Annotated in this window: 19 protein-coding genes; 8 read left to right on the top strand and 11 right to left on the bottom strand. The window is 65.1% G+C overall.

Annotation, left to right across the window (positions count from 1 at the left end):
- Positions 1-2: 2 nt before the first annotated feature.
- The gene (locus N6H05_RS13610; RefSeq protein WP_284109992.1) at positions 3-1,289 is read left to right on the top strand and encodes a citrate synthase; all 1,287 of its coding nucleotides are present in this window, start codon (positions 3-5) and stop codon (positions 1,287-1,289) included.
- Between the two features lie 60 nt (positions 1,290-1,349).
- Here the strand turns inward: N6H05_RS13610 and N6H05_RS13605 are convergent, their stop codons facing one another.
- From N6H05_RS13605 to N6H05_RS13585, 5 genes are all read right to left on the bottom strand, one after another.
- A complete protein-coding gene (locus N6H05_RS13605; RefSeq protein WP_284109991.1) occupies positions 1,350-1,691 on the bottom strand; it encodes a gamma-glutamylcyclotransferase family protein in 342 nt (113 codons plus the stop codon).
- Positions 1,692-1,767: 76 nt separating this feature from the next.
- Complete coding sequence (locus N6H05_RS13600; RefSeq protein WP_284109990.1) at positions 1,768-3,159, bottom strand: sensor histidine kinase; 1,392 nt, start codon at positions 3,157-3,159, stop codon at positions 1,768-1,770.
- Complete coding sequence (locus N6H05_RS13595) at positions 3,156-4,241, bottom strand: DUF2336 domain-containing protein (RefSeq protein WP_349666190.1); 1,086 nt, start codon at positions 4,239-4,241, stop codon at positions 3,156-3,158. The genes N6H05_RS13600 and N6H05_RS13595 overlap by 4 nt, the downstream gene beginning before the upstream one ends.
- A 77-nt stretch (positions 4,242-4,318) precedes the next feature.
- Positions 4,319-5,491, bottom strand: coding sequence for a hypothetical protein (locus N6H05_RS13590; protein WP_284109988.1), 1,173 nt, complete (start codon positions 5,489-5,491; stop codon positions 4,319-4,321).
- A gap of 101 nt (positions 5,492-5,592) precedes the next feature.
- Entirely contained in the window at positions 5,593-5,895 is a 303-nt protein-coding gene (locus tag N6H05_RS13585) for an Hpt domain-containing protein (RefSeq protein WP_185705118.1), read from the bottom strand.
- A gap of 81 nt (positions 5,896-5,976) precedes the next feature.
- Between N6H05_RS13585 and N6H05_RS13580 the strand changes: the two genes are divergently transcribed.
- Positions 5,977-8,652 (top strand): coiled-coil domain-containing protein, encoded by a 2,676-nt coding sequence (locus N6H05_RS13580; RefSeq protein WP_284109987.1) that lies wholly within the window; start codon positions 5,977-5,979, stop codon positions 8,650-8,652.
- 38 nt (positions 8,653-8,690) lie between these two features.
- On the opposite strand, the gene N6H05_RS13575 is transcribed toward N6H05_RS13580, so the two are convergent.
- On the bottom strand, positions 8,691-9,776 hold the full coding sequence (locus tag N6H05_RS13575; protein WP_284109986.1) for an anhydro-N-acetylmuramic acid kinase: 1,086 nt from the start codon (positions 9,774-9,776) through the stop codon (positions 8,691-8,693).
- A 55-nt stretch (positions 9,777-9,831) separates the two neighbouring features.
- Between N6H05_RS13575 and tyrS the strand changes: the two genes are divergently transcribed.
- Together tyrS and N6H05_RS13565 are read left to right on the top strand one after the other, a co-directional pair.
- Positions 9,832-11,049 (top strand): tyrosine--tRNA ligase, encoded by a 1,218-nt coding sequence (gene tyrS / locus N6H05_RS13570; RefSeq protein ID WP_284109985.1) that lies wholly within the window; start codon positions 9,832-9,834, stop codon positions 11,047-11,049.
- Between the two features lie 76 nt (positions 11,050-11,125).
- A complete protein-coding gene (locus N6H05_RS13565; RefSeq protein ID WP_284109984.1) occupies positions 11,126-11,482 on the top strand; it encodes a PilZ domain-containing protein in 357 nt (118 codons plus the stop codon).
- Here N6H05_RS13565 and N6H05_RS13560 read toward each other — a convergent pair.
- Positions 11,454-12,557, bottom strand: coding sequence for a mechanosensitive ion channel family protein (locus N6H05_RS13560; RefSeq protein ID WP_349666189.1), 1,104 nt, complete (start codon positions 12,555-12,557; stop codon positions 11,454-11,456). The genes N6H05_RS13565 and N6H05_RS13560 overlap by 29 nt on opposite strands.
- A gap of 144 nt (positions 12,558-12,701) precedes the next feature.
- Between N6H05_RS13560 and N6H05_RS13555 the strand changes: the two genes are divergently transcribed.
- Entirely contained in the window at positions 12,702-13,313 is a 612-nt protein-coding gene (locus tag N6H05_RS13555) for a hypothetical protein (RefSeq protein WP_284109982.1), read from the top strand.
- A 58-nt stretch (positions 13,314-13,371) separates the two neighbouring features.
- On the opposite strand, the gene recG is transcribed toward N6H05_RS13555, so the two are convergent.
- Positions 13,372-15,435, bottom strand: a complete 2,064-nt coding sequence (gene recG / locus N6H05_RS13550; protein WP_284109981.1) for an ATP-dependent DNA helicase RecG — start codon at positions 15,433-15,435, stop codon at positions 13,372-13,374.
- Between the two features lie 203 nt (positions 15,436-15,638).
- On the opposite strand from recG, the gene N6H05_RS13545 reads away from it, so the two are divergent.
- The 3 genes from N6H05_RS13545 to N6H05_RS13535 all read left to right on the top strand — a co-directional run bounded on the left by N6H05_RS13545 (position 15,639) and on the right by N6H05_RS13535 (position 20,373).
- Positions 15,639-15,905: a succinate dehydrogenase assembly factor 2 gene (locus N6H05_RS13545; protein WP_284109980.1), complete on the top strand. Its 267-nt coding sequence runs from the start codon at positions 15,639-15,641 to the stop codon at positions 15,903-15,905.
- A gap of 112 nt (positions 15,906-16,017) precedes the next feature.
- On the top strand, positions 16,018-19,494 hold the full coding sequence (gene mfd, locus N6H05_RS13540; RefSeq protein ID WP_284109979.1) for a transcription-repair coupling factor: 3,477 nt from the start codon (positions 16,018-16,020) through the stop codon (positions 19,492-19,494).
- Positions 19,495-19,962: 468 nt separating this feature from the next.
- Positions 19,963-20,373, top strand: a complete 411-nt coding sequence (locus N6H05_RS13535; RefSeq protein ID WP_284109978.1) for a hypothetical protein — start codon at positions 19,963-19,965, stop codon at positions 20,371-20,373.
- 321 nt (positions 20,374-20,694) lie between these two features.
- On the opposite strand, the gene N6H05_RS13530 is transcribed toward N6H05_RS13535, so the two are convergent.
- The 3 genes from N6H05_RS13530 to N6H05_RS13520 form a co-directional block, all read right to left on the bottom strand.
- Positions 20,695-21,024: a DUF2322 family protein gene (locus tag N6H05_RS13530; protein WP_284109977.1), complete on the bottom strand. Its 330-nt coding sequence runs from the start codon at positions 21,022-21,024 to the stop codon at positions 20,695-20,697.
- Positions 21,025-21,113: 89 nt separating this feature from the next.
- The gene (locus N6H05_RS13525) at positions 21,114-22,250 is read right to left on the bottom strand and encodes a tetratricopeptide repeat protein (RefSeq protein ID WP_284109976.1); all 1,137 of its coding nucleotides are present in this window, start codon (positions 22,248-22,250) and stop codon (positions 21,114-21,116) included.
- A gap of 61 nt (positions 22,251-22,311) precedes the next feature.
- A complete protein-coding gene (locus N6H05_RS13520) occupies positions 22,312-23,448 on the bottom strand; it encodes a tetratricopeptide repeat protein (RefSeq protein ID WP_284109975.1) in 1,137 nt (378 codons plus the stop codon).
- Positions 23,449-23,533 lie beyond the last annotated feature (85 nt).

The following is a 23,533-nucleotide window of genomic DNA, read 5'->3' as shown; positions in this document are numbered from 1 at the left end:
ACATGTCGGATAATAATGCCAGTTTGACCGTTGGCGGAGAGGCCAAGGACTATGCCATCATGGATGGCACCGTCGGTCCCCAGGTCATCGACGTTCGCAAGCTCTACGCCAACACCGGCATGTTCACCTACGATCCGGGTTTCACCTCGACCGCCAGCTGCGAATCGGGCCTGACCTATATCGATGGCGACCAGGGCATCCTGCTGCATCGCGGCTATCCGATCGGCCAGCTCGCCGAACAGTCCAGCTTCATGGAAGTCTGCTACCTGCTGCTGAACGGCGAACTGCCTTCGGCCAAGGAACTGGCCGAGTTCACCAACACCATCACGCGCCACACCATGGTGCATGAACAGCTGACCGCCTTCTTCCGCGGTTTCCGTCGTGACGCCCACCCGATGGCGATCATGGTTGGCGTCGTCGGTGCCCTGTCGGCCTTCTATCATGACTCGACCGACATCAACGATCCGGAACAGCGCCGCATTGCGAGCCACCGCCTGATCGCCAAGATGCCGACGATCGCTGCGATGGCGTACAAATATTCGGTGGGTCAGCCCTTCGTCTATCCGCGCAACGACCTCAGCTACACCGCCAACTTCCTGAACATGACCTTCTCGGTCCCGGCGGAAGAGTATAAGATCGATCCGATCGTCGTCGACGCGATGGACAAGATTTTCACCCTGCATGCCGATCATGAGCAGAACGCGTCGACCTCGACCGTCCGCCTCGCCGGTTCGTCGGGCGCCAATCCCTTCGCCTGCATCGCCGCTGGCATCGCCTGCCTGTGGGGTCCGGCGCATGGCGGCGCGAACGAAGCCGCGCTCAACATGCTGCGCGAAATCGGCACCGTCGATCGCATCCCGGAATATATCGCCCGCGCCAAGAACAAGGACGATCCGTTCCGCCTGATGGGCTTTGGCCATCGCGTCTACAAGAATTACGATCCGCGCGCGACCGTGATGCAGAAGACCGCGAAGGACGTGCTTGAGAAGCTGGGCGTCAACGACCCGATCTTCGACGTCGCTAAGGAACTGGAGCAGATCGCCCTCAACGATCCCTACTTCATCGAGAAGAAGCTCTACCCGAATGTCGACTTCTATTCGGGCGTGATCCTCTCGGCGATCGGCTTCCCGACCGAAATGTTCACCGTGCTCTTCGCCCTCGCCCGCACCGTGGGCTGGGTCGCGCAGTGGAACGAAATGATTTCGGACCCAGCGCAGAAGATCGGCCGTCCGCGTCAGCTCTACACCGGCCCGACGCAGCGCGACTATGTCGCCGTCGACAAGCGCTAAGACGCGGTCACAAGAGACAAGAGGAACGGCGCCCCATCGGGCGCCGTTTTTCGTTAAGGCTCAGCCGCCTACCCCTGCATAGACATAGATCCAGGCCGGCACCCGCCCCTGATCGGTAACGACATCGATCGCGACACGGCGATAATCCGTCCCCTCGAACGCATCGAGCCGCGCCCAATGCGCCGGCAGGTCGGGCGAGCGGAACAGCTGGACCGGCACCGCTGCGCCGCCCTCGTCGGGAATGAAGGCAGGAAAACCCATCGACGCGGCCCAGCCATGCGCGACCAGATGGCCGGTCACATGCCCCGCCTGCCAACGGCCCTGCAGTTCCGCCAGCTGATGATGATTGGCCCGTCCGGGCGCCAGCGTGCCATAGGTGGCCAGGCAATGCGATCTGTCCATGCCGCCACCCTATCGGGGCGGCATCCGCCGGACAAACAAGCGCTCTTTATCTCATATAAGCGCGATCGCGCGCGCGTCAGTCGAGCGCGGGCAAGGTCAGGATGAAGCGCGCGCCCTCGCCCGGAGTGCCGCCGATGCTGATGTCGCCGCCCATCGCCCGCGCCAGTTTGCGCGAGATATAGAGGCCAAGCCCGCTGCCGCCCGGATCGTCGCGCCCCAGTCGCTCGAACTTGTCGAAAATCTTCTCGCGATCCTCCAGCGCCACGCCCGCCCCCTGGTCGATCACCAGCACCCGTGCCTGCCGATGCTCGCGCTCGACGACGATGCGGACCTGCGATCCCTCGGGCGAATAACGCACCGCATTGCCGACCAGATTGACCAGTATCTGCAGCACACGGCGGAACTCGCCCTTCGCCATCAGCACCTGATCGACGTCCGGGCAATGAATCTTGATGTGCCGATCCAGCGCCTTGACCGTCAGCAGGCCGCCGGACCGCCGGCCCAGGTCCGCGAGGTCGACATCCTCGATGATCACGCCGAAATCGGGTCGGTCGATCGCCTGCAGATCCGCCAGATCGTCGACCAGCGCCATCAGGTGACGGCCGGCCGTCGCGATATCATTGGCATAGTCGGCATAATCGGGCCGCAACGGCCCTTCCAGCTGTGCGCCGATCGTGTCGGCATTGGCGATGATCCGCCCCAGCGGCTGACGCAGCGAGCGATCAAGCCGCTTGCCGAACTCGCCGGGATAGAGCGACAATTGCGTCATATCCGCCCGCGCCAGCGCCGGCGGCCGCTCGATCGGGCAGGCCTTGCCGCGATAGCCGACCAGATGGCCGGCCAGGTCGAACAGTGGAAAGCCCGCCAGCCGCACATGCTGTTCGGGATCATGCACGAGTGTCGCAACCTGATCGCGGAAGGCGCGGCGCTGGGTAAAGCCGCGCAGGATCGCCATGTCGCCCTCGCCATCGCTCTGCAGTTCGAAATAGCTGGAAAAACGACTGCCCGGCAGGGGCGGCTGCGTCGGCAATGCACCCTGCCGGTCGGTCCCGGCAATCGCCATCTGGAACTGCAACTGGGTGTCGATCTGCCAGGTCCAGCCATCGGCCAGCGCCGCCAGGTCGGCCTCGCGCCGGCTATGGTCACCGGCATTGGCGAGCGGCGGCCGCTCGTTCCAGTCGACCACCGCCAGCGACACGATGCGTCCGTCCGGCCCTTCGTCGCTGCGCGCCCGCACCCACATGTCGATATCGCCCCGCTCGGCCGCCGCGACTACAGGACGCGATACGGTGACACCCAGCCGCGCCGCCAGCCGCACCACGGCGGCCAGTTGCGGAATGGCGAGCGGCCCCAGCAGATCACTCCCCGCCTCCCGTTGCAGGGCAAGCAGCGGCGCGTCGGCACTCAGAAGCGTGCCGTCCGCCGATGCCGTCGCCCGGACAATGGAGGGGTGGAGCGTCATGTTCATCCCGTGACGCGCCGCAAATGATCCAGCTTCGCGCGGAAGGCGGCCGGCGCACGCAAGGCGCCCACCACGGCTTCCGCCTTCCCATCGCTCAGCAATTGATATTGGTCGGCCTCGGCCACGATCACCGCGTCGGACAGGCCCGGCCGCACCGGCCGCAGCGCCAGCAGCAGATGTCGATAATCCGCCCCGGTTCCGCCCAGCGCCCGGCACAGTGTCGCCACCTGCATCACCGGCCCCATGATCAATATGTCCGTCACCTGTGCGGTGCCGAGGCGCAGCCGTCGCCCAGCCAGCGCCGCGAACAGCAGGAAACGCCGCTGCCCCAGCGCCGCGCCCAGAAGGTCAGGCGCATCGGCCTGCGGTCCCAATCGGCGCACCAGTTGGTCGGCGGCCGCGATCGGGCCATTGCTTTCGTCATGGCTGGCGAGCAGTGCCCAGCCCGCCCGCTCGAACGCGCCGAGCAATTGATTGTCGGGCTCCAGCGCGGTCCGCTGCACCACCGCCGCCAGACAGGCGGCCGCCGTCCACACCAGTTCGGCGAAATGTTCGGCCGGCAGATCGGGGCGCATCGGCTGATCCTCGCCCCCCATCGCCTGCCACTGCCCCTCGGCCAGCGCCAGCGCGACGATCGCATCGCCAATTTCGGGATCGTCCGACGACAGGATCGATTCGGCCTCGGGCTGTTCCGGCGGCTCGCCATCGGGGCGCCCGATCTGCCGCAGCAACAGGCTCACCCCCGCGCGCATCTGCATATGGGCCAGCAGGGCCGGCCCCAGCAGGGTCGGCTGCGCACAGATGGTCGGCCAGCACAACCCATCGGGCCAACGCCCCAGCGCGGCGGCAATTGCAGGATCGCCTGCCAGGCTCAGCCGCAGCGCGGTCTCGATCGCGGTCAGGCATCCGCCCAGATGACGGCGCGTCCCGGCGATCAGCGCATCATGGCGCGCCCGGTCCTCGACCGGGAAGAAAAAGGCGAGATCAATCGCATGGCCGACGGGCACGGCCGACATGCCGGCCATGACATGTGCCATGGGCCAGCTGTCCGCCATGATGGATCCGGCAAGGGACGTGTGGGCGCTCATGCAAGGCAGCATAACCCCACGTCGTTAAAATGCACTAAACCCTGAAAGCAAATTCACGCGTCGCGGAGCGACAAAAATCATCCGCCCCGACGCGACAGGATGATCGCCCCGATTGATCCGATTGCCGCAAGCATCGCAACGTCGAAACCAAGTGCCTCCGCGCCCGTCAGCAGGGCTGCCAGCAGCACCGAAAGCGCGGTGCCCGGCGTGAAGATCATCCAGGGGCGCGCTGCCCCGGTCCGGCGCCAGCGATCGGCAACCGTGATGATGCCCAACAGCAGCGCCAGATAGTTTGGCACCATCCCGCTGCCCGACAGCATCACCCCGATCAGCGCCAGCCCCGGCGCCAGAAAGGCGATCCAGCCGCTCGGCGGCCGGCGCAGCGCCATTTCATCGAGCCGATCGGCCAATTCCGCCAGCAGCAGGGCGAGCAGCAACAGGCTGAGCCCGGCGCCCGGCCAGCCCAGTTCCAGCGGCATCAGCGCAATGCCGGCCAGCGCGATCGAACCGATCCGCACCTGCATTGCCGGCACCTGGCTGCGCATCAGCGCTGGGCCGAGCAGCCGGGCCAGCGGCCCGAACAGATAATGTTCGATCCCGCCGCGGCTGGACGATCCCGACCGCGTCCCGGTCGACATCACCGCCTGCGCGGCCAGGTCCGCCTGTTCCTGCCCGTCGACCAGCGCGACTCGGCCTTCCAGCAGATCATCCTGCGGCACGGTGATTCGCACCGCACCGCCCTGCACCGCCGATCGCACCAGCGTCAGCGCCAGATCCCAGTCGCCGATCATGTCCAGCGTGCCGAACAGCAGCGCCGGATTGATCCGCGCCAGCCCGGCCCAGCGCTGGCCTGCGTCAATGCGCTCGAACGGCGCGCTGGCGCGGCTGTCGTCGGTGACAAGCAAAGCATTGCCCGCCTGCCCCGCCAGCGCATCATAATGGCCCTGTGCCACCACCGCGCCATCGGCCACCAGTAGCACATCGGCATCGCGTGGCGCATCGCGCACCATCGACACCATGTCGCGGATCAGGGCGACCGCAATGCCGTCCGCGCTCAGCCGATCGACCGCCTGCGAAATGGCCGGCGTGATGACGCTGACCAGGATCATGATCCGGTCCGCACCGGCCCGGACCGCCTGTCGCGCCTGATATTCGACCAGCGTCTGGCCGGCGAAATGCAGGGTAGCGCGAAGCGCTGCAGGCGAATCACTTGAAGCCCGGCTGGCACTGAGAATGGCCGCGAATGTCATATTGTCTGGAAACCGACCCGTTTTGATTGCGACGATCTTCTTGCAAGCCGAACGACGCAGCGCAAGCAGGTGCTTTCAAATCGCCGGTTTCAAGCCGTCGGTCAGCCCTGCTGCAACAGCGCGATCGTGCTGCGCAAACGCTGCAAGACGCGCGGATCGCCCGGCGCGGCCTCGACCGCCTCGTCCGCCAGCGCCATCAGGCTGGTCAGGCCGAAACTCGCCGCCAGACCTTTCAAACGCCAGGCCGCCAATTCCCAATTGGCGTCGCAGCGCGCCCGGCTCATCAGGTCGAGATGGCGCTCTGCGCTTTCAAGGAAAGCCACGCGCAGATCGGCGATCAGCACCGCGTCTTCGCCGACGGCGGCGGCCAATGCCGCATTAAGAGCGCCAGGATCATAGGACATGGGGACGGAAGCTATCGAAATTGCGTTAAGTTTTGGTAACAAGGCATTTGCGCAGACGGAAAAGATGATAGGATCACACCCATGAATGGGGGCAGCACAATCGTCGAATTCTGGCGAGACGAGGGAAACGCGACCGGCAACGCGCCGGCCGCGGATGACATCCTGCTATTGAAGCAGGCCGTACTGGACATTGATGATGCCCCTGACGACGCGCAGGGGGAAGGCGAAAAGCTGGTGCGCAATGCCCGGATCGGGCTCGGCCTGCTGGCCGCGCTCTGGCTCGGCTTCGCGCTCTGGGCAACGATCGTATCGGATCAGTGGCGGGCCGGCCCGGCCGCCTGGCCCGCGCTCGTCGCCACGCTGCTGGTGCCGATCAGCCTGCTCGGCATCGCCTATCTGCTGATCGTGCGTAACAGCCGCGCCGAATCCCGCCGCTATCTCGATACCGCCCATGCGCTGCGGACCGAGGCCGAACTGCTCGAACTGCGCCTCGGCCGGATCGCCGACCGGCTCGAATCCGCACGCCAGACGATGCAGGATCAGGCCGAACTGCTCGACAGCTATGGCGCCGCCGCCAGCAGCAATATGGAGGCATCGGCCGAACTGATCGCCGGCCGCGCCCAGACCACCGCCGATCGCGCCGAAAGCGCCGAGCGGGCCGGCACCGCCCTGGTCGCACGGATGGACGCGCTGATCGCCGCCATGCCGCAGCTCGAAGAACGATCCGTGCGCATGGCCGCGCAGATCATGGACAATGGCCATGCGCTGGCCGAACGGATCGACACGCTCGAAGCGCGTCTCCACGCGCTGGGCGAACTGTCCGACGACACCCGCACCCGCACCCTGTCCGCGACCAAGAGCCTGTCGAGCCAGCTTGGCCAGTTGCAGGAGACGACCCGCAGCGCCACCGACGAGGTGAACGGCCTGGCCGACATCGCCGCCGGGCGGATCGAGACATCGGCGCAGAGCGCGCGGGCCGCGATGGAGCAGACCCGGCAGGATATCGATACGCAGTCGGCCGCGCTGGAGGCGCTGGTCAGCCGCGTCGCCCTGTCGCTCGGCGAAACCAGCGACGGCGCGGTCCGCGCCCTCACCCAGGATCTCGATCTGGTCGAGGCATCGCTGCGCGGTCGCCTCGAAACCTCGATGGATCAGGTGCGCGACACGATGGAGCGCGCGCAGGAAGGACTTTCGACCCAGCGCGCCACGCTGGAGGCGCTGGTCGCCCGTGCCCAGGCCAGCATCACCGCCACCAGCCAGAATGCGCTCGCTGCGCTGGGTCAGGATCTCGGCTCGATCGAGGACGATCTGCGCCAGCGGCTCGACGCCACCCTGCTTCAGGCCCGCGAAACGCTCGCTCTGACCGATGCCGGGCTGCGCGATCAGGCCGGTGCGCTCGACAGCCTCATCACCCGCTCGCGCGACAGCATCGCCGCGATCGGCACCGATACCGTCGCCGGCCTTGCCGACGATATTGGCGAAGTCGAAAGCCGCCTGCACCAGATTAACGATCTGGTCGAAGGACAGCGCAGCCTGATGGCCGGGCTGCACGGCACGCTCAACCAGACGATCGACCAGGCCGAGGCCCGCTTTGCCGCGCTGGAGGATAATGCCCTCGCCCGCAGCCAGAAGCTGACCGACGCGCTGACCCGCCTGACCGAGGAAACCCGCCGGATCGACACGGCGCTGCATGACGGCGGCACCACCGCCGAAAAGCTGATCGGCAATGCCGAAACGCTGATGGTCGCGCTCGACTCCAGCGTACGCGAACTGGACGAAACCTACCCCGGCGCGCTCGCCCGCTTCGACGCCCGACTGGAAACCAGCCGCGCCATGCTGGGCGCCGCGACGCCCGAGCTGGAACGGCTGGAAGCCATTTCGGAAGCGCTGGTCGGCCGCACCCAGGAAGCCGAGGAGATGCTGCGCGGCCAGGGTCGCCGTCTCTCCGAATGGCTCGAAAGCACCCAGAGCGGCATCGAATCCAACCGCGAACTGGTGGAAAAGCTACGCACCGCGCTCGACGCCGCGCATGAGGACACGACCCGCATCACCGAAGGTGCCGGCCCGCTGCTCATCACCGCGCTGCTCCGCGTCAAGGACACCGCCGAACAGGCCGCCGAGCGCGCCCGTCAGGCGCTCGGCCGGGCCATCCCCGACGCGGTGCAGAACCTGGCCGAAGCCAGCGAGCAGGCGATGCAGCAGGCGGTCGGCGATCAGGTTTCGGCCCAGATCGAGAAGCTGGCCGATGTCGCGGAAGAGGCCGTGCGCGCCGCGCACAATGCCTCGGACCGGCTGACCCGCCAGTTGATGACGATCGCCGATACCAGCGCCGTGCTGGAACAGCGGATCGAGGAAGGCGGTCGCGCCGCCGAGGAACGCGACCGCGACCATTTCTCGCGCCGCTCCGCCCTGCTGATCGAATCGCTCAACAGCACCGCGATCGACGTCGCCAAGATCCTGTCCAACGATGTGACCGACACCAACTGGTCGGCCTATCTCAAGGGCGATCGCGGCGTCTTCACCCGTCGCGCGGTCAAGCTGCTCGACGCCGGCGAGTCTCGCGAAATCGCGCTCCATTACGACAATGACGCCGATTTCCGCGAGCATGTGAACCGCTACATCCACGATTTCGAGGCGATGCTGCGGATCATCCTGTCGGCGCGCGATGGCAATGCTCTGGGCGTCGCCATCCTCTCGTCCGACATGGGCAAGCTCTATGTCGCCCTTGCCCAGGCGATCGAGCGTCTGCGCCAATAAGGATCAGGGGCGGCGCCCGGCCGCCCCATCCCCCTTTTTCAGGGCTGGAACAGCACGCCGCCGGTCATCGGTTCCGGTGCGCCGGTGGTGCCGGGAAAGCTGATCGGCAGGCCATTGAGGTGCCGCACCGCCATATAGGCAAAGCCTTGCGCCTCCAGCGCGTCGCCATCCCAGCCCAGTTCGTCCACCGACCGGACATCGGCGCAGGTCCGCGACGCCAGCATCGCCATCAGCGTCGCATTATGACGCCCGCCCCCCGCCACATAGATGCGCGCCGGCCGTTCGGGCAGATGGTCAACACCGCGCGCCACCGCCTGCGCGGAAAAGGCGGTCAGTGTCGCCGCCCCATCCGCAAGCGACAATCCCTCGACCGGCGCGATGGTGAAGGCCTCGCGGTCGATGCTCTTGGGCGGCGGCGCGGCGAACCAGGGATCGGCCATCATCGCCGCCAGCCGCACTTCGTCCACCTGGCCCTGCGCGGCGGTCGCGCCGCCCGCATCATAGGCGGCATCCCCATGCGCCTGCATCCAGTTGTCGATCAGGCCGCTCGCCATGCCGGTGTCGAAGGCAACCAGGCTGCCGTCCGATCCGATCGCGGTGATGTTCGCCACCCCACCCAGGTTGAGGATGCCGACCGGCTTGGCCAGACCATCGGACAATGCCCGATGATAGACCGGCATCAACGGCGCCCCCTGCCCGCCCGCGCGCACATCAGCACTGCGCAGGTCGGCGACCACGGGAATGCCGAACGCGCCCGCCAGCACCGCGCCGTCGCCAATCTGCCAGGTCCAGCGCCGCTCGGGTCGGTGGGCAACGGTATGACCATGGAAGCCGATCACCCCGATATCCTCCGCCACATGGCCGCTGCGGCCCAGCATGTCGGCAATCGCATCGATATGGAAATTGGTGAGGTCCATCTCCACCGCGCGGATCAGGGGGTCATCACCCGGCGCCTCCATCGCCATCGCCCGCGCACAGGCGGCAGCCAGACGCTCGCGAAAATCATCGCTGTAGGGCTGGGCGTGGAAAATGATTGCCTCGGCCTGGCCCTTGCCGTCCGTCTCGATCAGCGCGGCGTCAATCCCGTCGCGCGAGGTGCCGGACATCAGACCGATTGCCAACATGATCGAAAACTCCGCCTCTTTTCCAGTTGCTGCCCCAATGCTACAGGCGCGCGTCATGAGCAACTATCAGTCCGATCTCCTCCGCCTGCTCGAAGCACGCGGCTACATCCACCAGCTGACCGACGCGGAAGGGCTTGATGCCATGGCCGCCAAACAGGTGGTGCCGGGCTATATCGGCTTCGACCCGACTGCGCCGTCGCTTCATGTCGGCCACCTCGTGTCGATCATGATGCTGCGCCAGCTGCAGAAGGCAGGTCACAAGCCGATCGTCCTGATGGGCGGCGGCACCGGCAAGATCGGCGATCCCAGCTTCAAGGATGAGGCGCGCAAGCTGCTGACCGTCGACCTGATCCAGGAAAATGTCGCCAGCATCAAGCGCGTGTTCGAACGCTTCCTGACCTTCGGCGACGGCCCGACCGACGCGATCATGGTCGACAATGCCGACTGGCTCGACAAGCTCGAATATATCCCGTTCCTGCGCGACATCGGCCAGCATTTCTCCGTCAACCGGATGCTGAGCTTCGACAGCGTGAAGCTGCGCCTCGATCGCGAGCAGTCGCTCAGCTTCCTCGAATTCAACTACATGATCCTCCAGGCCTATGACTTCCTGGAGCTGTCGCGCCGCAGCGATTGCCGCCTGCAGATGGGCGGATCGGACCAGTGGGGCAATATCGTCAACGGCGTCGAACTGGCCCGCCGCGTGGACGGCACGCAGGTGTTCGGCCTCACCACGCCGCTGCTGACCAATGCCGACGGCACCAAGATGGGCAAGACCGTGGGCGGCGCCGTCTGGCTGAACCAGGATCAGCTGTCCGACTATGATTATTGGCAGTTCTGGCGCAACACCGCCGATGCCGACGTATTCAACCGGCTGCGCCTGTTCACCGATCTGCCGATGGACGAGGTCAACCGCCTCGCCGCGCTGCAGGGCGCGGAGATCAACGAGGCCAAGAAGATCCTGGCGAACGAGGCCACCGCGCTCTGCCGTGGCATCGAAGCCGCCGCTCTGGCCGCCGAAACCGCGCGCAAGACCTTCGAGGAAGGCGCGTCGGACGCCAACCTGCCCACCGTTGCGCTGGGCGCCGAGGGGCTGACCGTCATCCAGGCGACCACCGGCCTTGGTTTTGCGACCTCCAACAAGGAAGTCCGCCGCAAGCTGGCCGAGGGCGCGATCAAGGTGAATGGCGCAGTCGTCACCGACCCGGCCGTCACGCTCAAGGCCGGCGACAAGCTCAGCTTTGGCGCCAAGAAGCACGGTCTGGTCACCGCCTGAGGACAAACAGGGTTTCAGCCCAGTTAACGCTAACAGGTAGGAAAGCCTCCACTTTCCGCCCGCTAGGCTGAAACCCATGTCCTCCTCGGTTTTCGCCAATCTTGGCCATGTCATGCGGTCGCGCGACCCGTCCGTCGATCAGCGGCGGGCGGCGCGCGACCTGGTCGACATGGTCAGCCACATCACTGCAGAAGGCCGCACCCATGGCGTGCGGATCATCAACATCTCGCCGCTCGGCCTGATGTGCCGCACGGAAGAGTTGCTCACGCTGAGCGGCCGGGTGCTGATCTGGCTGCCGGTGCTCAAGGATCGTCGCGCCCTCGTCCGTTGGAGCGAGGAAGGCCGCATCGGCCTCGAATTTGCCGAGCCAGTTCCGACTGCCGGCTATGACGCCATGATGGCGCTCATCCCACCACGCCGGACCGCCTGGTAAAGGCCTCATCCCTCTCCAGCGTCTGACGCCCACGTACCAGCGCCTCGGGCATGTCGGTCCGCAGGAAGGTCAGCATAGCCTCCCGCACCTCGCAGCGCAGGTCGAAGGCGATCCCGGCATTGCGCGCCGACAACAGCCCGCGCAGCTCCAGCGCATCGGCACGGTGATCGGTCACCTGCAGGATCGCCACCCGTCCGTCCCAGCGCCCGTTCGCCTTCACCGCCTCGACGAAGCGCGCGCGGATCCGCTCGATATCGGCGGTCGGATCGACATAGAGGAAGACGGTGCCCAGCAGGTCCGATGTCTTCGTGGTCCAGTTCTGGAAGGGCTTTTCCAGAAAATAGGACACCGGCACCACCATGCGCCTATCGTCCCAGATGCGCACGATCACATAGGTCAGCCTGATCTCCTCGATCCGCCCCCATTCCCCTTCGATGATGACGACATCGTCCAGCCGGATCGGCTCGGAAAAGGCCATTTGGATGCCGGCGATCAGATTCTTGAGCGCCGGTTGCGCCGCCGCGCCCACCGCCAGCGCGGCGAGGCCTGCCGATGCCATCAGCGACACGCCGATCGTCCGCACGCCCGGAATGGCGATCAGCATCATCGCGATCACGAAGAAGCCGACGATGCACTGGCAGATGCGATAGAGGATGCTGATCTTGGTGCGCTGCCGCCGCGCCTTCAGATTATCCTCGACGCTGATGTCGGCACGCGCCTCCAGCATCGCCTTGCCCGCCCGCATCGCGCGAAACACCAGCCATCCGACCAACAGCGCAAACACCATCCTTGCCCCGATCGACCAGATATCCTCGATCCGCGGCCCCATCTCGATCGACTTGAGCCCCGCCCCCAGCGCCAGCAGCACCACCAGCCAGCGCGTTGGCTGGAAGATGGCCGGCAACAACAGAGGCTCGATCCGCGCCCGGCGGACGATCCGCACTGCAATCCAGTAAAGCGCGCCATGAACGGCGAAAGCGACGACCACCGACAGCGCGATCGAAAGGGCGGCCATCGGCGTGATATAGGTCAGGCTGATGTCGGTCATGCCAAGGGCAACGCGACCGCCCCACATTTTGTTTCGCAGGTGCAGCAGGGTTTTTAGATACCCTATTGCCTTCCGAAATTTCCTTTCATTGTTGTCGAATGACGTTTGGCAGGCCCTTCCTATTATTAAAAGTATCGCGCAAATGGATGAACCGATGATGGAGATTGTGTCATGAAAACCATCTTTTACATGCTCATCATCATTTTCGGATTTTCGATTTCAGCCAGTGACGCGCGCGCCTCCAATTCGTTAGGCATTTTTGCCGAATGTCTGGTTCAATATGATGCCGAGCGAATGAGGGCTTGGGTCAGTTGGGACGGGCCAGGCCTAATCTACAAAGAGCTTGAATCGGTCGTTCCCCGGTCCGGCTGCGATCAATCTGGCAATTGGGATTATTGGAACTTCCGAGGCGCGTTGTCCGAAGCACTATTGAAGGATAAATATGCGTCCAGGCCGGTTCCGAACCTGCAGGATGCGAAACCCGTTACCGACATAGAAATGGCATTGGCGTGGGGGAATAATGACGGCCGGGAAGGCATGTTGCTGAATGTCTTCAGCGAATGCGAAGTGCGTAAAAATTCAGGCGAGATATTTCGAATTTTCATGACAAAATTCAGCAGCGACGCTGAAAATAAAATGCTAAAAACTCTAAAAAACAATGCCACCGCATGCAGATCCTTAGCCGGCAACATAAAAATAAGGATCAGCAACCAGGCACTCCGCGCAAGATTGGCAATTGCATTTTACCTGACAGACAAAGATGGAATTTCCACAGAGAATTGAAAATTCGCTCAGCATCGGGTTCCACAAAGTGGCCACACTGGCCTGATTGCGGTCAAACCTACCCCCCACGCAGTAATCCCACCGCCGCATCCTTCTCGAACAGATAGAGGCAGGTGCGCGCTGCCTGTCCGCGTTCGCTGTCCAGCCCGCCGTCGCGGTCGATCAGCAGATGGGCGTCGTCGCGCGCCGCGTCCACCAATGCCGACACATGTTCGGGCGTCGCGATCTTCAGTTCCGCCTCGCCCGACTGGCGCGTGCCCAGTACCTCGCCCGCGCCGCGCAGCTTCAGATCCTCCTCGGCGATGCGGAAACCGTCATTGGTCTCGCGCATCAGCGCCAGCCGCGCCCGCGACGTCTCGCCCAGCGCATTGCCGCGCAGCAGCAGGCAGACCGACGGCTTGTCGCCCCTTCCCACCCGACCGCGCAACTGGTGCAACTGGGCGAGGCCAAAGCGCTCCGCCCCCTCGATCACGATCAGGCTGCTATTGGGCACGTCGACGCCGACCTCGATCACCGTGGTCGCCACCAATATCTGGGTGCGGTTGGCGGCAAAGGCCTCCATCGCCGCATCCTTGTCCGCCCCCTTCATCTTGCCATGGACCAGCCCCACCCGATCGCCGAAGCGCTGGCGCAGCGTCTCGGCGCGCATCTCGGCCGCCGCCTGGTCGCTCGTTTCGCTTTCCTCGACCAGCGGGCACACCCAATAGGCCTGCCCGCCGCCCTCGACATGGCGGGCCAGCCCCTCGACCACCTCGTCCAGCCGGTTGGCGGACATCACCAGCGTCTGGATCGGCTGACGGCCCGGCGGCATCTCGTCCAGCCGCGACACGTCCATCTCGCCATAATAGGTCAGGGTCAGCGTGCGCGGGATCGGCGTCGCCGTCATCACCAGCAGATGCGGCGATCGCTCGGCCTTGCTCGCCAGCATCATCCGCTGCGCCACACCGAACCGATGCTGCTCGTCGATCACGGCCAGCCCCAGCGCCCTATACAGCACCTTCTCCTGAAAGATCGCGTGCGTGCCGACTAGGATGTGGATGCTGCCATCGGCCAGCCCCATCAGCGTCGCCTCGCGCACCTTCCCCTTCTCGCGTCCGGTCAGGATCGCGATCTCGATCGGCAGGCCCGACGCCATTTTCCGCAGCGTCTCATAATGCTGCCGCGCAAGGATTTCGGTCGGCGCCAGCATCGCCCCCTGCATCCCGGCCTCGACCGCGTTCAGCAGCGCCATCAGCGCCACCAGCGTCTTGCCCGATCCGACATCGCCCTGCAGCAGCCGCAACATCGGGGTCGCCTGCGCCATGTCGCCCTCAATCTCGCCGATCGCGCGGCGCTGCGCACCGGTCGGCGCAAAAGGCAGCTTCAGCATCGCGCGCAGCCGCCCATCCCCGCTGATCGGCACGCCGCGCCGCCGCCGCGACGATTGCCGCACCAGCATCAGCGCCAGTTGCCCGGCGAAAATCTCGTCATAGGCCAGCCGCTCGCGCGCCTGCGCGTCGGTGGGATCGGCATGGAAACGCTCCAGCGCCGCGCGCCAGGCCGGCCAGCCCTTCTGCGCCAGCAGGCTCGGCTCGATCCATTCGGGCAGTTCGGGCGCGCGGGCCAGCGCCTGCCCCACCAGGTCGCGCATCCGGTTGTTGGTCAGCCCTTCCGACAGGCCATAGACGCTCTCGCGCGCCGGCACGGTGTCGGCCTCCTCGGGCGGCAGCACATAGTCGGGATGGACCATCTGGAGATTGTCGCCATAGGCCTCCAGCTTGCCCGACACGAACTTGGGTTCGTTGAGCGGCAGCAGCTTGCGCGGCCAGGCACTGTTGCGGCCGAAATAGACAAGGGAGACGGCGTTGCCATGGGCGTCCACTGCCTGCACCCGGAACGGCGCGCGCACATTGCCGCTGGCGCGATAATCGACCGGGGTCAGCATGATGCCGATCACCTTGCCGGCGTCGGCCATGTCCAGTTCGTCGATCAGTTTCCGGTCGACATAATTGACCGGCAGATGGAAGGCGACATCGACCGCCCGCGCCAGCCCCAGCCGTTCGAGCGGACGGGCCAGCGCCGGGCCAATGCCCTTGAGCGCAGAGATTTCGGCAAAGAGCGGATTGAGAATATCGGGTCGCATGGCTATCTGACGGCTGTAACGCGTGATCGTTCCTGTGTGAACGTCATTGCGAGCGTAGCGAAGCAATCCATGCCTGACCGGTGGATTGCTTCGCTACGCTCGCAATGACGAGCAGTTCGGGGATGGTCAGGCCCCATTCCAGCCGGGACGGTCATTCAAATATCCGATCGGCTGTTTCGGCACGTCCGTTAAAGGAACAAATTGTGAACGACAACCCGCTGATGCGTCGCCTGAAATTCCGCGCCTGGCACCGGGGCACGCGCGAGGCGGATTATACGGTCGGCGGCTTCTTCGAACGCTATCATGCGAGCTGGAACGACGAACAGATCGCCTGGTTCGAACGCTTCATGGACGAACAGGATGCCGACATCATCGGCTGGGCGCTCGGCACCATCCCCGTGCCGGAAGAATGGAAGGGCCCGATGATGGACCAGTTCCTGAAGCTCGATTTCGTCAAGATCGAAAACTGACAAGTTCCCCCTCCCGCAAGCGGGAGGGGGTTAGGGGGTAGGCCTGCGCCACCTCTGTTGCATTTGCCCACCCCTAGCCCCTCCCGCTTGCGGGAGGGGAACAGAGACGACAATGACCGATCTCCAGAAAATCCTGAAGGCGAAGGCGCCGCTCACTCTGTCCGGCGTGCCGGCCGGCTTCCAGCCCTGGCTGCTGGCGGACATTGCCCGCGCCGCCCATGGTTCGGATGCGACACGCGCCGTCTTCGTCGCCTCCGACGAGCAACTGATGCGCGCGGTCGCCGACACCGCCCATTATTTCGCGCCAGAGATCGAGCTCATCGAAATTCCCGCCTGGGACTGCCTGCCCTATGACCGGGCCAGTCCCTCGCTGCGCACCGCGTCGGCGCGCCTCGCCGGCCTTCATGCGCTCCAGGCAAAACCAAAGGGACCGCAACTGGTCCTCACCACCCTCAACGCCCTGACCCAGCGCACCCTCACCCCGTTTCGCGTCCGCCAACTGGTCGCGCGCCTTGCCCCCAAGGAGCGGATCGCGATCACGCGCCTCGCCGACATGCTGCAATCGAACGGCTATGTCCGCACCGACACGGTGCATGATCGCGGCGAGTTCGCCATTCGCGGCGGCATCGTCGACCTGTTCCCCGGCGGCGAGGACCAGCCGCTGCGGCTCGACTTCTTCGGTGACGAGATCGAGACGGTGCGCCGCTTCGACCCGACCGACCAGCGCACCACCGGCAGCGTCGACGGCTTCACCCTGCTTCCTGCATCCGAAGCGCTGCTGGATGAAGACACGATCAAGCGCTTCCGCGGCCGCTATCGCGAAACCTTCGGCGCGACCGCGACCGGCGACCCGCTCTATCAGGCGGTGAGCGAGGGTCGGCGCCTCGCCGGCATGGAACATTGGCTGCCCTTGTTCGAGGAAAAGCTGGTTCCGCTGACCGATCATCTGGGCGACGACGCGATCATCATCCGCGACCATGGCGTGGTCGGCGCGGCCGACGCCCGGTTCGAGGCGATCCGCGACTATCATGCCAACCGCATCGCCGCGAAATCGGCCGATCCCGGCGCCTATCGCCCGCTGAAGCCTGAAGCTCTCTATCTCGACGCCGCCGAGTGGGACGCCGCCGCCGCCAGCTGGCCGATGCACGCCACCACCCCCTTCCACGAGCCCGAAAGCGCCACCGTGCTCGATTTCGCCGTCGACGGCCCGCGCGATTTCGCGCCGGAACGCGCGCAGAACGCCAATGTCTATGAGGCGGTCGGCAAGCATATCGACGCGCTGCGCCGCACGAAGAAGAAGGTGGTGATCGCCAGCTATTCGGCCGGCGCACGCGAGCGCCTGTCGGGCCTGCTCGCCGATCATGGCGTCGCCCGCCTCGCCGCTGCCGACAGCTGGCAGGAGGCACTCGGCACCGCGACGGGCGGCAGCGCCGTCCTCACCGTCCTCGGCCTCGACCATGGCTTCACCGCGCCCGACGTCGCCGTCCTCACCGAACAGGATATGCTGGGCGATCGCCTGGTCCGCCGCGCCAAGCGCAAGAAGAGCGCCGACGCCTTCCTCGCCGAACTCGCCACCCTCTCCCCCGGCGACCTGGTCGTTCATATGGACCATGGCATCGGCCGCTATGAGGGGTTGACGCAGATTCCGGTCAGCAAGACCGCGCATGACTGCGTCGCCCTCTCCTATGCCGGCGGCGACAAGCTCTATGTGCCGGTCGAAAATCTCGAAGTCCTCTCCCGCTACGGCTCCGACAGCGAGGGCGTGAGCCTCGACAAGCTGGGCGGCGAGGCCTGGCAGCGACGCAAGGCGCGGATGAAGGAGCGGATCCGCGAGATTGCGGGCGAACTGCTCAAGACCGCCGCCCAACGCGCCCTGCGCCCGGCCGAAATCGCCGAACCCGACGCCGCCGGCTATCCCGCCTTCGTCGACCGCTTCCCCTATCAGGAAACCGATGATCAGGACCGCGCGATCGGCGATGTCATCGAAGACCTCGGCGCCGGCCGCCCGATGGACCGCCTGGTTTGCGGCGATGTCGGCTTCGGCAAGACCGAAGTAGCTCTCCGCGCCGCCTTCGTCGCCGCGATGGCCGGGATGCAGGTGGTGGTGATCTGCCCCACCACCCTGCTCGCGCGCCAGCACCATATGAATTTCGTCGAGCGCTTCCGCGGTTTCCCGCTGGAAATCGCCCGCCTCTCCCGCCTCGTCCCCGACAAGGAGGCGAAGGCGACCAAGGCGGGCCTCGCCGACGGCACGATCGACATTGTCGTGGGCACCCACGCTCTGCTCGCCAAGGGGCTGGAGTTCAAGCGCCTCGGCCTCGTCATCGTCGACGAGGAACAGCGTTTCGGCGTCACCCACAAGGAACGCCTCAAGTCCCTGAAGACCGACGTCCATGTCCTCACCCTCACCGCCACCCCGATCCCGCGCACGCTCCAGATGGCGATGTCGGGCCTGCGCGAACTCTCGGTCATCCAGACCCCGCCGGTCGATCGCCTGGCGGTGCGCACCTACATCATGCCCTGGGACGGCGTCGTCATCCGCGAGGCGCTGCTGCGCGAACATTATCGCGGCGGCCAGAGCTTCTTCGTCGTGCCGCGCATCTCCGACCTGACCGAGGTCGAGGAATTCCTGCGCACCGAAGTGCCCGAGGTGAAGCCGATCGTCGCCCATGGCCAGATGAGCGCCACCGACGTCGAGGAGCGCATGTCCGCCTTCTACGACAAGCGCTATGACGTGCTGCTCTCCACCACCATCGTGGAATCCGGCCTCGACATTCCCAGCGCCAACACCCTCATCATCCACCGCGCCGACCGCTTCGGCCTTGCCCAGCTCTATCAGCTGCGCGGCCGCGTCGGCCGGTCGAAGACGCGCGCCTATGCCTATTTCACCACGCCCGCCAACCGCATCATCACCGAAACGGCGGAAAAGCGGCTCAAGGTGCTGTCCGATCTCGATACGCTGGGCGCCGGCTTCCAGCTTGCCAGCCACGATCTCGACATTCGCGGCGCCGGCAACCTCGTCGGCGACGAACAGTCGGGCCATATCAAGGAAGTCGGCTTCGAACTCTACCAGTCGATGCTGGAGGACGCGATCATGGACGCCAAGGCCGGCGGCGCCGGCCTCGAAGCGCGCCGTGACAGCTTCTCGCCCCAGATCAGCGTCGACGCGCCGATCATGATCCCGGAAGAATTCGTGCCAGACCTGGACCTGCGCATGGGGCTCTATCGCCGCATCAACGAACTGGAGGACCGCCAGGGGCTGGAGGCCTTCGCCGCCGAACTGATCGACCGCTTCGGCAAGCTGCCCGCGCCGACCCAGAACCTGCTCAAGATCATCGAGATCAAGCAGAATTGCCTCAAGGCCAATATCGCCAAGATCGATGTCGGGCCGAAGGGCGCACTGGTCAGCTTCTTCGAGGATCGCTTCCCCAACCCGGCGGGCCTGGTCGCCTATGTCCAGCGCCTCGACGGCGTCGCCCGCCTGCGCCCGGACAGCAAGGTCGTCGTCACCCGCGCCTGGCCCGACCCCGCTGCCCGCCTCAACGGCGCACTGCAACTGTCGAAGGGGCTGGCCAAGGCGGCGGGGTGAAGCCGCATCCTGCCCCTCTCCTGCGGGGAGAAAACGACCATTATCTGCGGCTATCACCCCGGCCTTGAGCCGGGGTCTCACTTTTCTGGGGCGACGAAGAAAAGCGGGATGGCGGGTCAAGCCCGGCATGACGGATGTGGATAGGGCGGCTTCCGACCATTTGTGGACGGCTACGGGCGCAACGCTATCGTTCGAAAGCGGCCATCCTTCTTCCGTCACCCCAGCGAAGGCTGGCGTCTCAGGCGGTGGCGAGATAGGCTTGGGAAAGCGCTCAGTCCTACCGTTTTGCGCCTCCGCCTGAGATGCCAGCCTTCGCTGGCATGACGGTTAAAAACGACCAAAATCGGTCAGTTATTCGAAAATGCGCGGTGCCAAGGAGACGCTGACGGCAAACGCCTGTTATTGGCCATGGGACGGTAACGGACATAATCGATGGTGAGTTGTTGTTGTCTGCGCTAACCACGATGCATGTCCGATCAGAGCAAATTCATTCTATGGTTTGAAGGTGGAGATGACCTAAGCCAATTCAGCGCGACCGTCACCGCCAACGGCTTTTCGGGCGAAACTGGGTATGTCACCTCCCCGGATCAAATTAACGATTTTCTTGACAGGCTTGCCAGTTTCCCGATTTCAGACCCCATCGCCTTGACAATTGGGGAAGAGTTCCAAGATGGTCCCTTGCTGGTGCTGACCATCGAACCAGCAGACCGACGCGGCAGCCTACGTGTGCAGGCGTGCTTGGCAGCAGACGACAACCGGAGCAGGAAAGTCTCTACCGACTTTTTGTGTGTTTATTCGGACGTCGAGCGCTTCGCTCGCGGGGTTGAAAGCGCTTTACGTTTGGGCGGAACGGCAACCCTCAGCGCGAGCATTGACTAATAGGCCGTCAGCGACCGGCAAAGTGTCAATCGGCAGAAGGCCAGAGAAAGCAATTTCCAAACCTCTATTCTGACGACATGTCAGCGTCTGATAGTTAAGATATCTGACTAGAAGCGGGCAGTCCGCTAACCACCCATCCCCGCCATTGCCAATTCCCCTCTCCCGTGAACGGGAAAGGGAGGGGCCCGCGCCGCAGACGTGGGAGGGTGAGGGGCAGCCTGTCCTCATCCGATTTCCCCCTCCCGACTTTGCAGATACTGCGTCATGTCCCGACAGCGGCAAAAGAAATGGCGCGTCGAGGCAATGATTTACCCGCCTTGTTCAGCCCGCAACCACCCCGATCGCCAGCGCATCGCCACCTTCCATGATCGCGATCAGCCGATCGACATTGGGGTGCGCGCCCGGCCGGTTGCGGGCATCGGCCGTATGTTCGGCAAACACCGCCAGTCCATGCTTCGCCGCCGTTGCATCCAGCGTGCCGAACACCTGCTGCAGATAATGATAAACCGCCAGCGAGCCCTGCTTGCCCGGCTGGTTCTCGATGCTGGCGACGACCGCGCCGCTCGCATCCTTCAGGTCGATGCGGGCAATGCCGTCGATCGGCGGCAGCAGCTGAAGATTGTCCTTGAACGTCGTACCCGGTTGAATCATCGCTGGCTTCCCGTCTCGAAAAATGATGAGCGCGGGCCTTTAGAGCCTGACCCCAGGCGTGGAAAGCGCTTTGCGCTGTTGCCTCCGCCTCATTCGCCCGGCGGGGGCATGGCGGCCTCCGATGCGGTCAGGTCCAGTATCTCGAAACCCGCTGCCGGAACCCGACGCCGGATATTCGATCCGATGGGGGTCGCATATAGGTTCTTGCGGGTCACCCGCTCGATCCGATAGCTGCCAGGCGCATTTTCCTCGCCAACCTCGGCATTCGCCGCATAGCGCCGGCCCTCAACCTGTTTCAGGATCGCCGGCGCCCAGGCAGGGGCGCGCGACCCGCGCAAGATTTCCGCTTCCTCGGTATGCCCATCTGGTCGAACCCAGAAGCCCACATCCACCCACTGGATGCTCGCCACATCGGTGGATCGGACCGACGTCACATCGACGCCGCCAAAGGCCCGCACATTATTGCTGGCCTCGGCCATCGCATCCCCCGGATAGGGCGGTTGCCAGACCAGGACCGGCGGCCCGCCCTGGTCCGCAGCGAGGGTTCCGGCCAGCCGGGTGATTTCCGCATCATTCCCGGCTCGCACCGCCAGCCGCAGGCGCACCACGCGCAGAGCGGTGCGAAATCCCGGTTCCTGCGCAATCGGCCGCTGCTCCAATGCATCCAGCATCGTGTTCGCTTCACGCGCCTTGCCCAGCGCGCTGGCCAGCCATACCCGCTTCATCCCGGCCATCATCGCCGGATAGGCGCGCCCTTCGGCCAGCGCCTGCTCTTCTATCCCCCGAAAGGTCGATTCCGCCTGACGATAGCGGCCCAGCTTGATCCACATGTCGCCCAGCGCCGTGGCCGATGCCTGCACCGCCACATCATCCGCCGGCAGATTGTCGCGCAGCGTCTTCACCTGTCCCGCCACCGCGCGGCGATAATCATCCTGGTCGCCCTCATGCAGCGACACCGTCGCCATCGCTTCATAGATGGCGGCCACCGCACGCGGCGCCTCCGCGCCTCTGTCCTTGTTGCGGCTGATCGCTGCGGCCAGCAGCCCCTTGGCCTGCACATATTCGCCATTGCGGAACTGCTGTTCGGCCAGGGCGATCGTCGCCTGCGCATCGCGCAGCGGCGTACATTCGCCGCGCGCGCATTTCGCCTGCTCCTCCACCAGCCTCTGGCCCGTCACGACGATATCGGGCGATGCCGCCTGCAACAGAAGCAAAAGGGCGAACATGATGATTCCTTCCTTTCTGTCAGCTACCTCGTCACACGAACCGCTATGCCCCCGCCCGGCCTTATTCGCCGGGCGGCGGCATCGCCGCTTCCGATGCGGTCAGGTCCAGTATCTCGAAACCCGCTGCCGGAACCCGACGCCGGATCACCGATCCCTTGGGAACCACATATTGATATTTGGGCGTGACACGCTCGATCCGATAGCTGCCGGATGCATCCCCCTCTCCCGCTTTCGCGCGCGCCGCATAGCGTCGCCCCGCTACCTGCTTCAGGATCGCCGGCGCCCAGGCGGGCGATCGCGAGCCGCGCAATATCTCCGCTTCCTCGGTATGCCCATCCGGCCGGATCCAGAAACCCACATCCACCCACTGGATGCTGGCCAGATCGGACGAATTGACCGGCACCGCATCCACCAGATCAAAGGTCCGGGCACTATTATTCGCCTCGACCGCCGCACTGCCTGGATAGGATGGCTGCCAGATCAGCACCGGCGGCCCGCCCTGGTCCGTACCGATCGTTCCGGCCAGCCGGGTGATTTCCGCATCGTCGCCGGCCCGCACCGCCAGCCGCAGACGCACCACGCGCAAGGCGGTGCGAAAGCCCGGTTCCTGCGCGATCGGCCGCCGCTCCAGCGCGTCCAGCATCGCGCGCGCATCGCGCATCTTGCCCAGCGCGCCGGCCAGCCACACCCGCTTCATCCCGGCCATCATCGCCGGATAAGCCTGCCCTTCGGCCAGCGCCTGCTCTTCTATCCCCCGAAAGGTCGATTCCGCCTGACGATAGCGGCCCAGCTTGATCCACATGTCGCCCAGCGCCGTGGCCGATGCCTGCACCGCCACATCATCCGCCGGCAGATTGTCTCGCAGCGTCTTCACCTGTCCCGCCACCGCGCGGCGATAATCATCCTGGTCGCCCTCATGCAGCGACACCGTCGCCATCGCTTCATAGATGGCGGCCACCGCACGCGGCGCCTCCGCGCCTCTGTCCTTGTTGCGGCTGATCGCTGCGGCCAGCAGCCCCTTGGCCTGCACATATTCGCCATTGCGGAACTGCTGTTCGGCCAGGGCGATCGTCGCCTGCGCATCGCGCAGCAGCGTACATTCGCCGCGCGCGCATTTCGCCTGCTCCTCCACCAGCCGCTGGCCCGTCACGACGATATCGGGCGATGCCGCCTGCAACAGAAGCAAAAGGGCGAACATGATGATATTCCTCCTGCATTCCCCAAGTTCATAGTGGCGGATCGACGCGGGCTTGCAAGTGCCAATAGCCGGCAGAAACGTTCAG

Source organism: Sphingobium sp. WTD-1 (assembly GCF_030128825.1).
Lineage (GTDB): Bacteria > Pseudomonadota > Alphaproteobacteria > Sphingomonadales > Sphingomonadaceae > Sphingobium.
The sequence above is the reverse complement of the archived record's forward strand: the minus strand, read 5'-3'. Positions and strand labels throughout refer to the sequence as shown.

What these genes read in the sequence shown, in the direction of transcription:
- N6H05_RS13525 (WP_284109976.1), bottom strand. Translation starts at nt 22,250, where the DNA reads ATGTTCGCCCTTTTGCTTCTGTTGCAGGCGGCATCGCCCGATATCGTC.
- tyrS (WP_284109985.1), top strand. Translation starts at nt 9,832, where the DNA reads ATGAGCAACTATCAGTCCGATCTCCTCCGCCTGCTCGAAGCACGCGGC.
- mfd (WP_284109979.1), top strand. Translation starts at nt 16,018, where the DNA reads ATGACCGATCTCCAGAAAATCCTGAAGGCGAAGGCGCCGCTCACTCTG.
- N6H05_RS13575 (WP_284109986.1), bottom strand. Translation starts at nt 9,776, where the DNA reads ATGTTGGCAATCGGTCTGATGTCCGGCACCTCGCGCGACGGGATTGAC.
- recG (WP_284109981.1), bottom strand. Translation starts at nt 15,435, where the DNA reads ATGCGACCCGATATTCTCAATCCGCTCTTTGCCGAAATCTCTGCGCTC.
- N6H05_RS13590 (WP_284109988.1), bottom strand. Translation starts at nt 5,491, where the DNA reads ATGACATTCGCGGCCATTCTCAGTGCCAGCCGGGCTTCAAGTGATTCG.
- N6H05_RS13585 (WP_185705118.1), bottom strand. Translation starts at nt 5,895, where the DNA reads ATGTCCTATGATCCTGGCGCTCTTAATGCGGCATTGGCCGCCGCCGTC.
- N6H05_RS13520 (WP_284109975.1), bottom strand. Translation starts at nt 23,448, where the DNA reads ATGTTCGCCCTTTTGCTTCTGTTGCAGGCGGCATCGCCCGATATCGTC.
- N6H05_RS13610 (WP_284109992.1), top strand. Translation starts at nt 3, where the DNA reads ATGTCGGATAATAATGCCAGTTTGACCGTTGGCGGAGAGGCCAAGGAC.
- N6H05_RS13580 (WP_284109987.1), top strand. Translation starts at nt 5,977, where the DNA reads ATGAATGGGGGCAGCACAATCGTCGAATTCTGGCGAGACGAGGGAAAC.
- N6H05_RS13565 (WP_284109984.1), top strand. Translation starts at nt 11,126, where the DNA reads ATGTCCTCCTCGGTTTTCGCCAATCTTGGCCATGTCATGCGGTCGCGC.
- N6H05_RS13560 (WP_349666189.1), bottom strand. Translation starts at nt 12,557, where the DNA reads ATGTGGGGCGGTCGCGTTGCCCTTGGCATGACCGACATCAGCCTGACC.
- N6H05_RS13595 (WP_349666190.1), bottom strand. Translation starts at nt 4,241, where the DNA reads ATGAGCGCCCACACGTCCCTTGCCGGATCCATCATGGCGGACAGCTGG.
- N6H05_RS13555 (WP_284109982.1), top strand. Translation starts at nt 12,702, where the DNA reads ATGAAAACCATCTTTTACATGCTCATCATCATTTTCGGATTTTCGATT.
- N6H05_RS13535 (WP_284109978.1), top strand. Translation starts at nt 19,963, where the DNA reads ATGTCCGATCAGAGCAAATTCATTCTATGGTTTGAAGGTGGAGATGAC.
- N6H05_RS13600 (WP_284109990.1), bottom strand. Translation starts at nt 3,159, where the DNA reads ATGAACATGACGCTCCACCCCTCCATTGTCCGGGCGACGGCATCGGCG.
- N6H05_RS13530 (WP_284109977.1), bottom strand. Translation starts at nt 21,024, where the DNA reads ATGATTCAACCGGGTACGACGTTCAAGGACAATCTTCAGCTGCTGCCG.
- N6H05_RS13605 (WP_284109991.1), bottom strand. Translation starts at nt 1,691, where the DNA reads ATGGACAGATCGCATTGCCTGGCCACCTATGGCACGCTGGCGCCCGGA.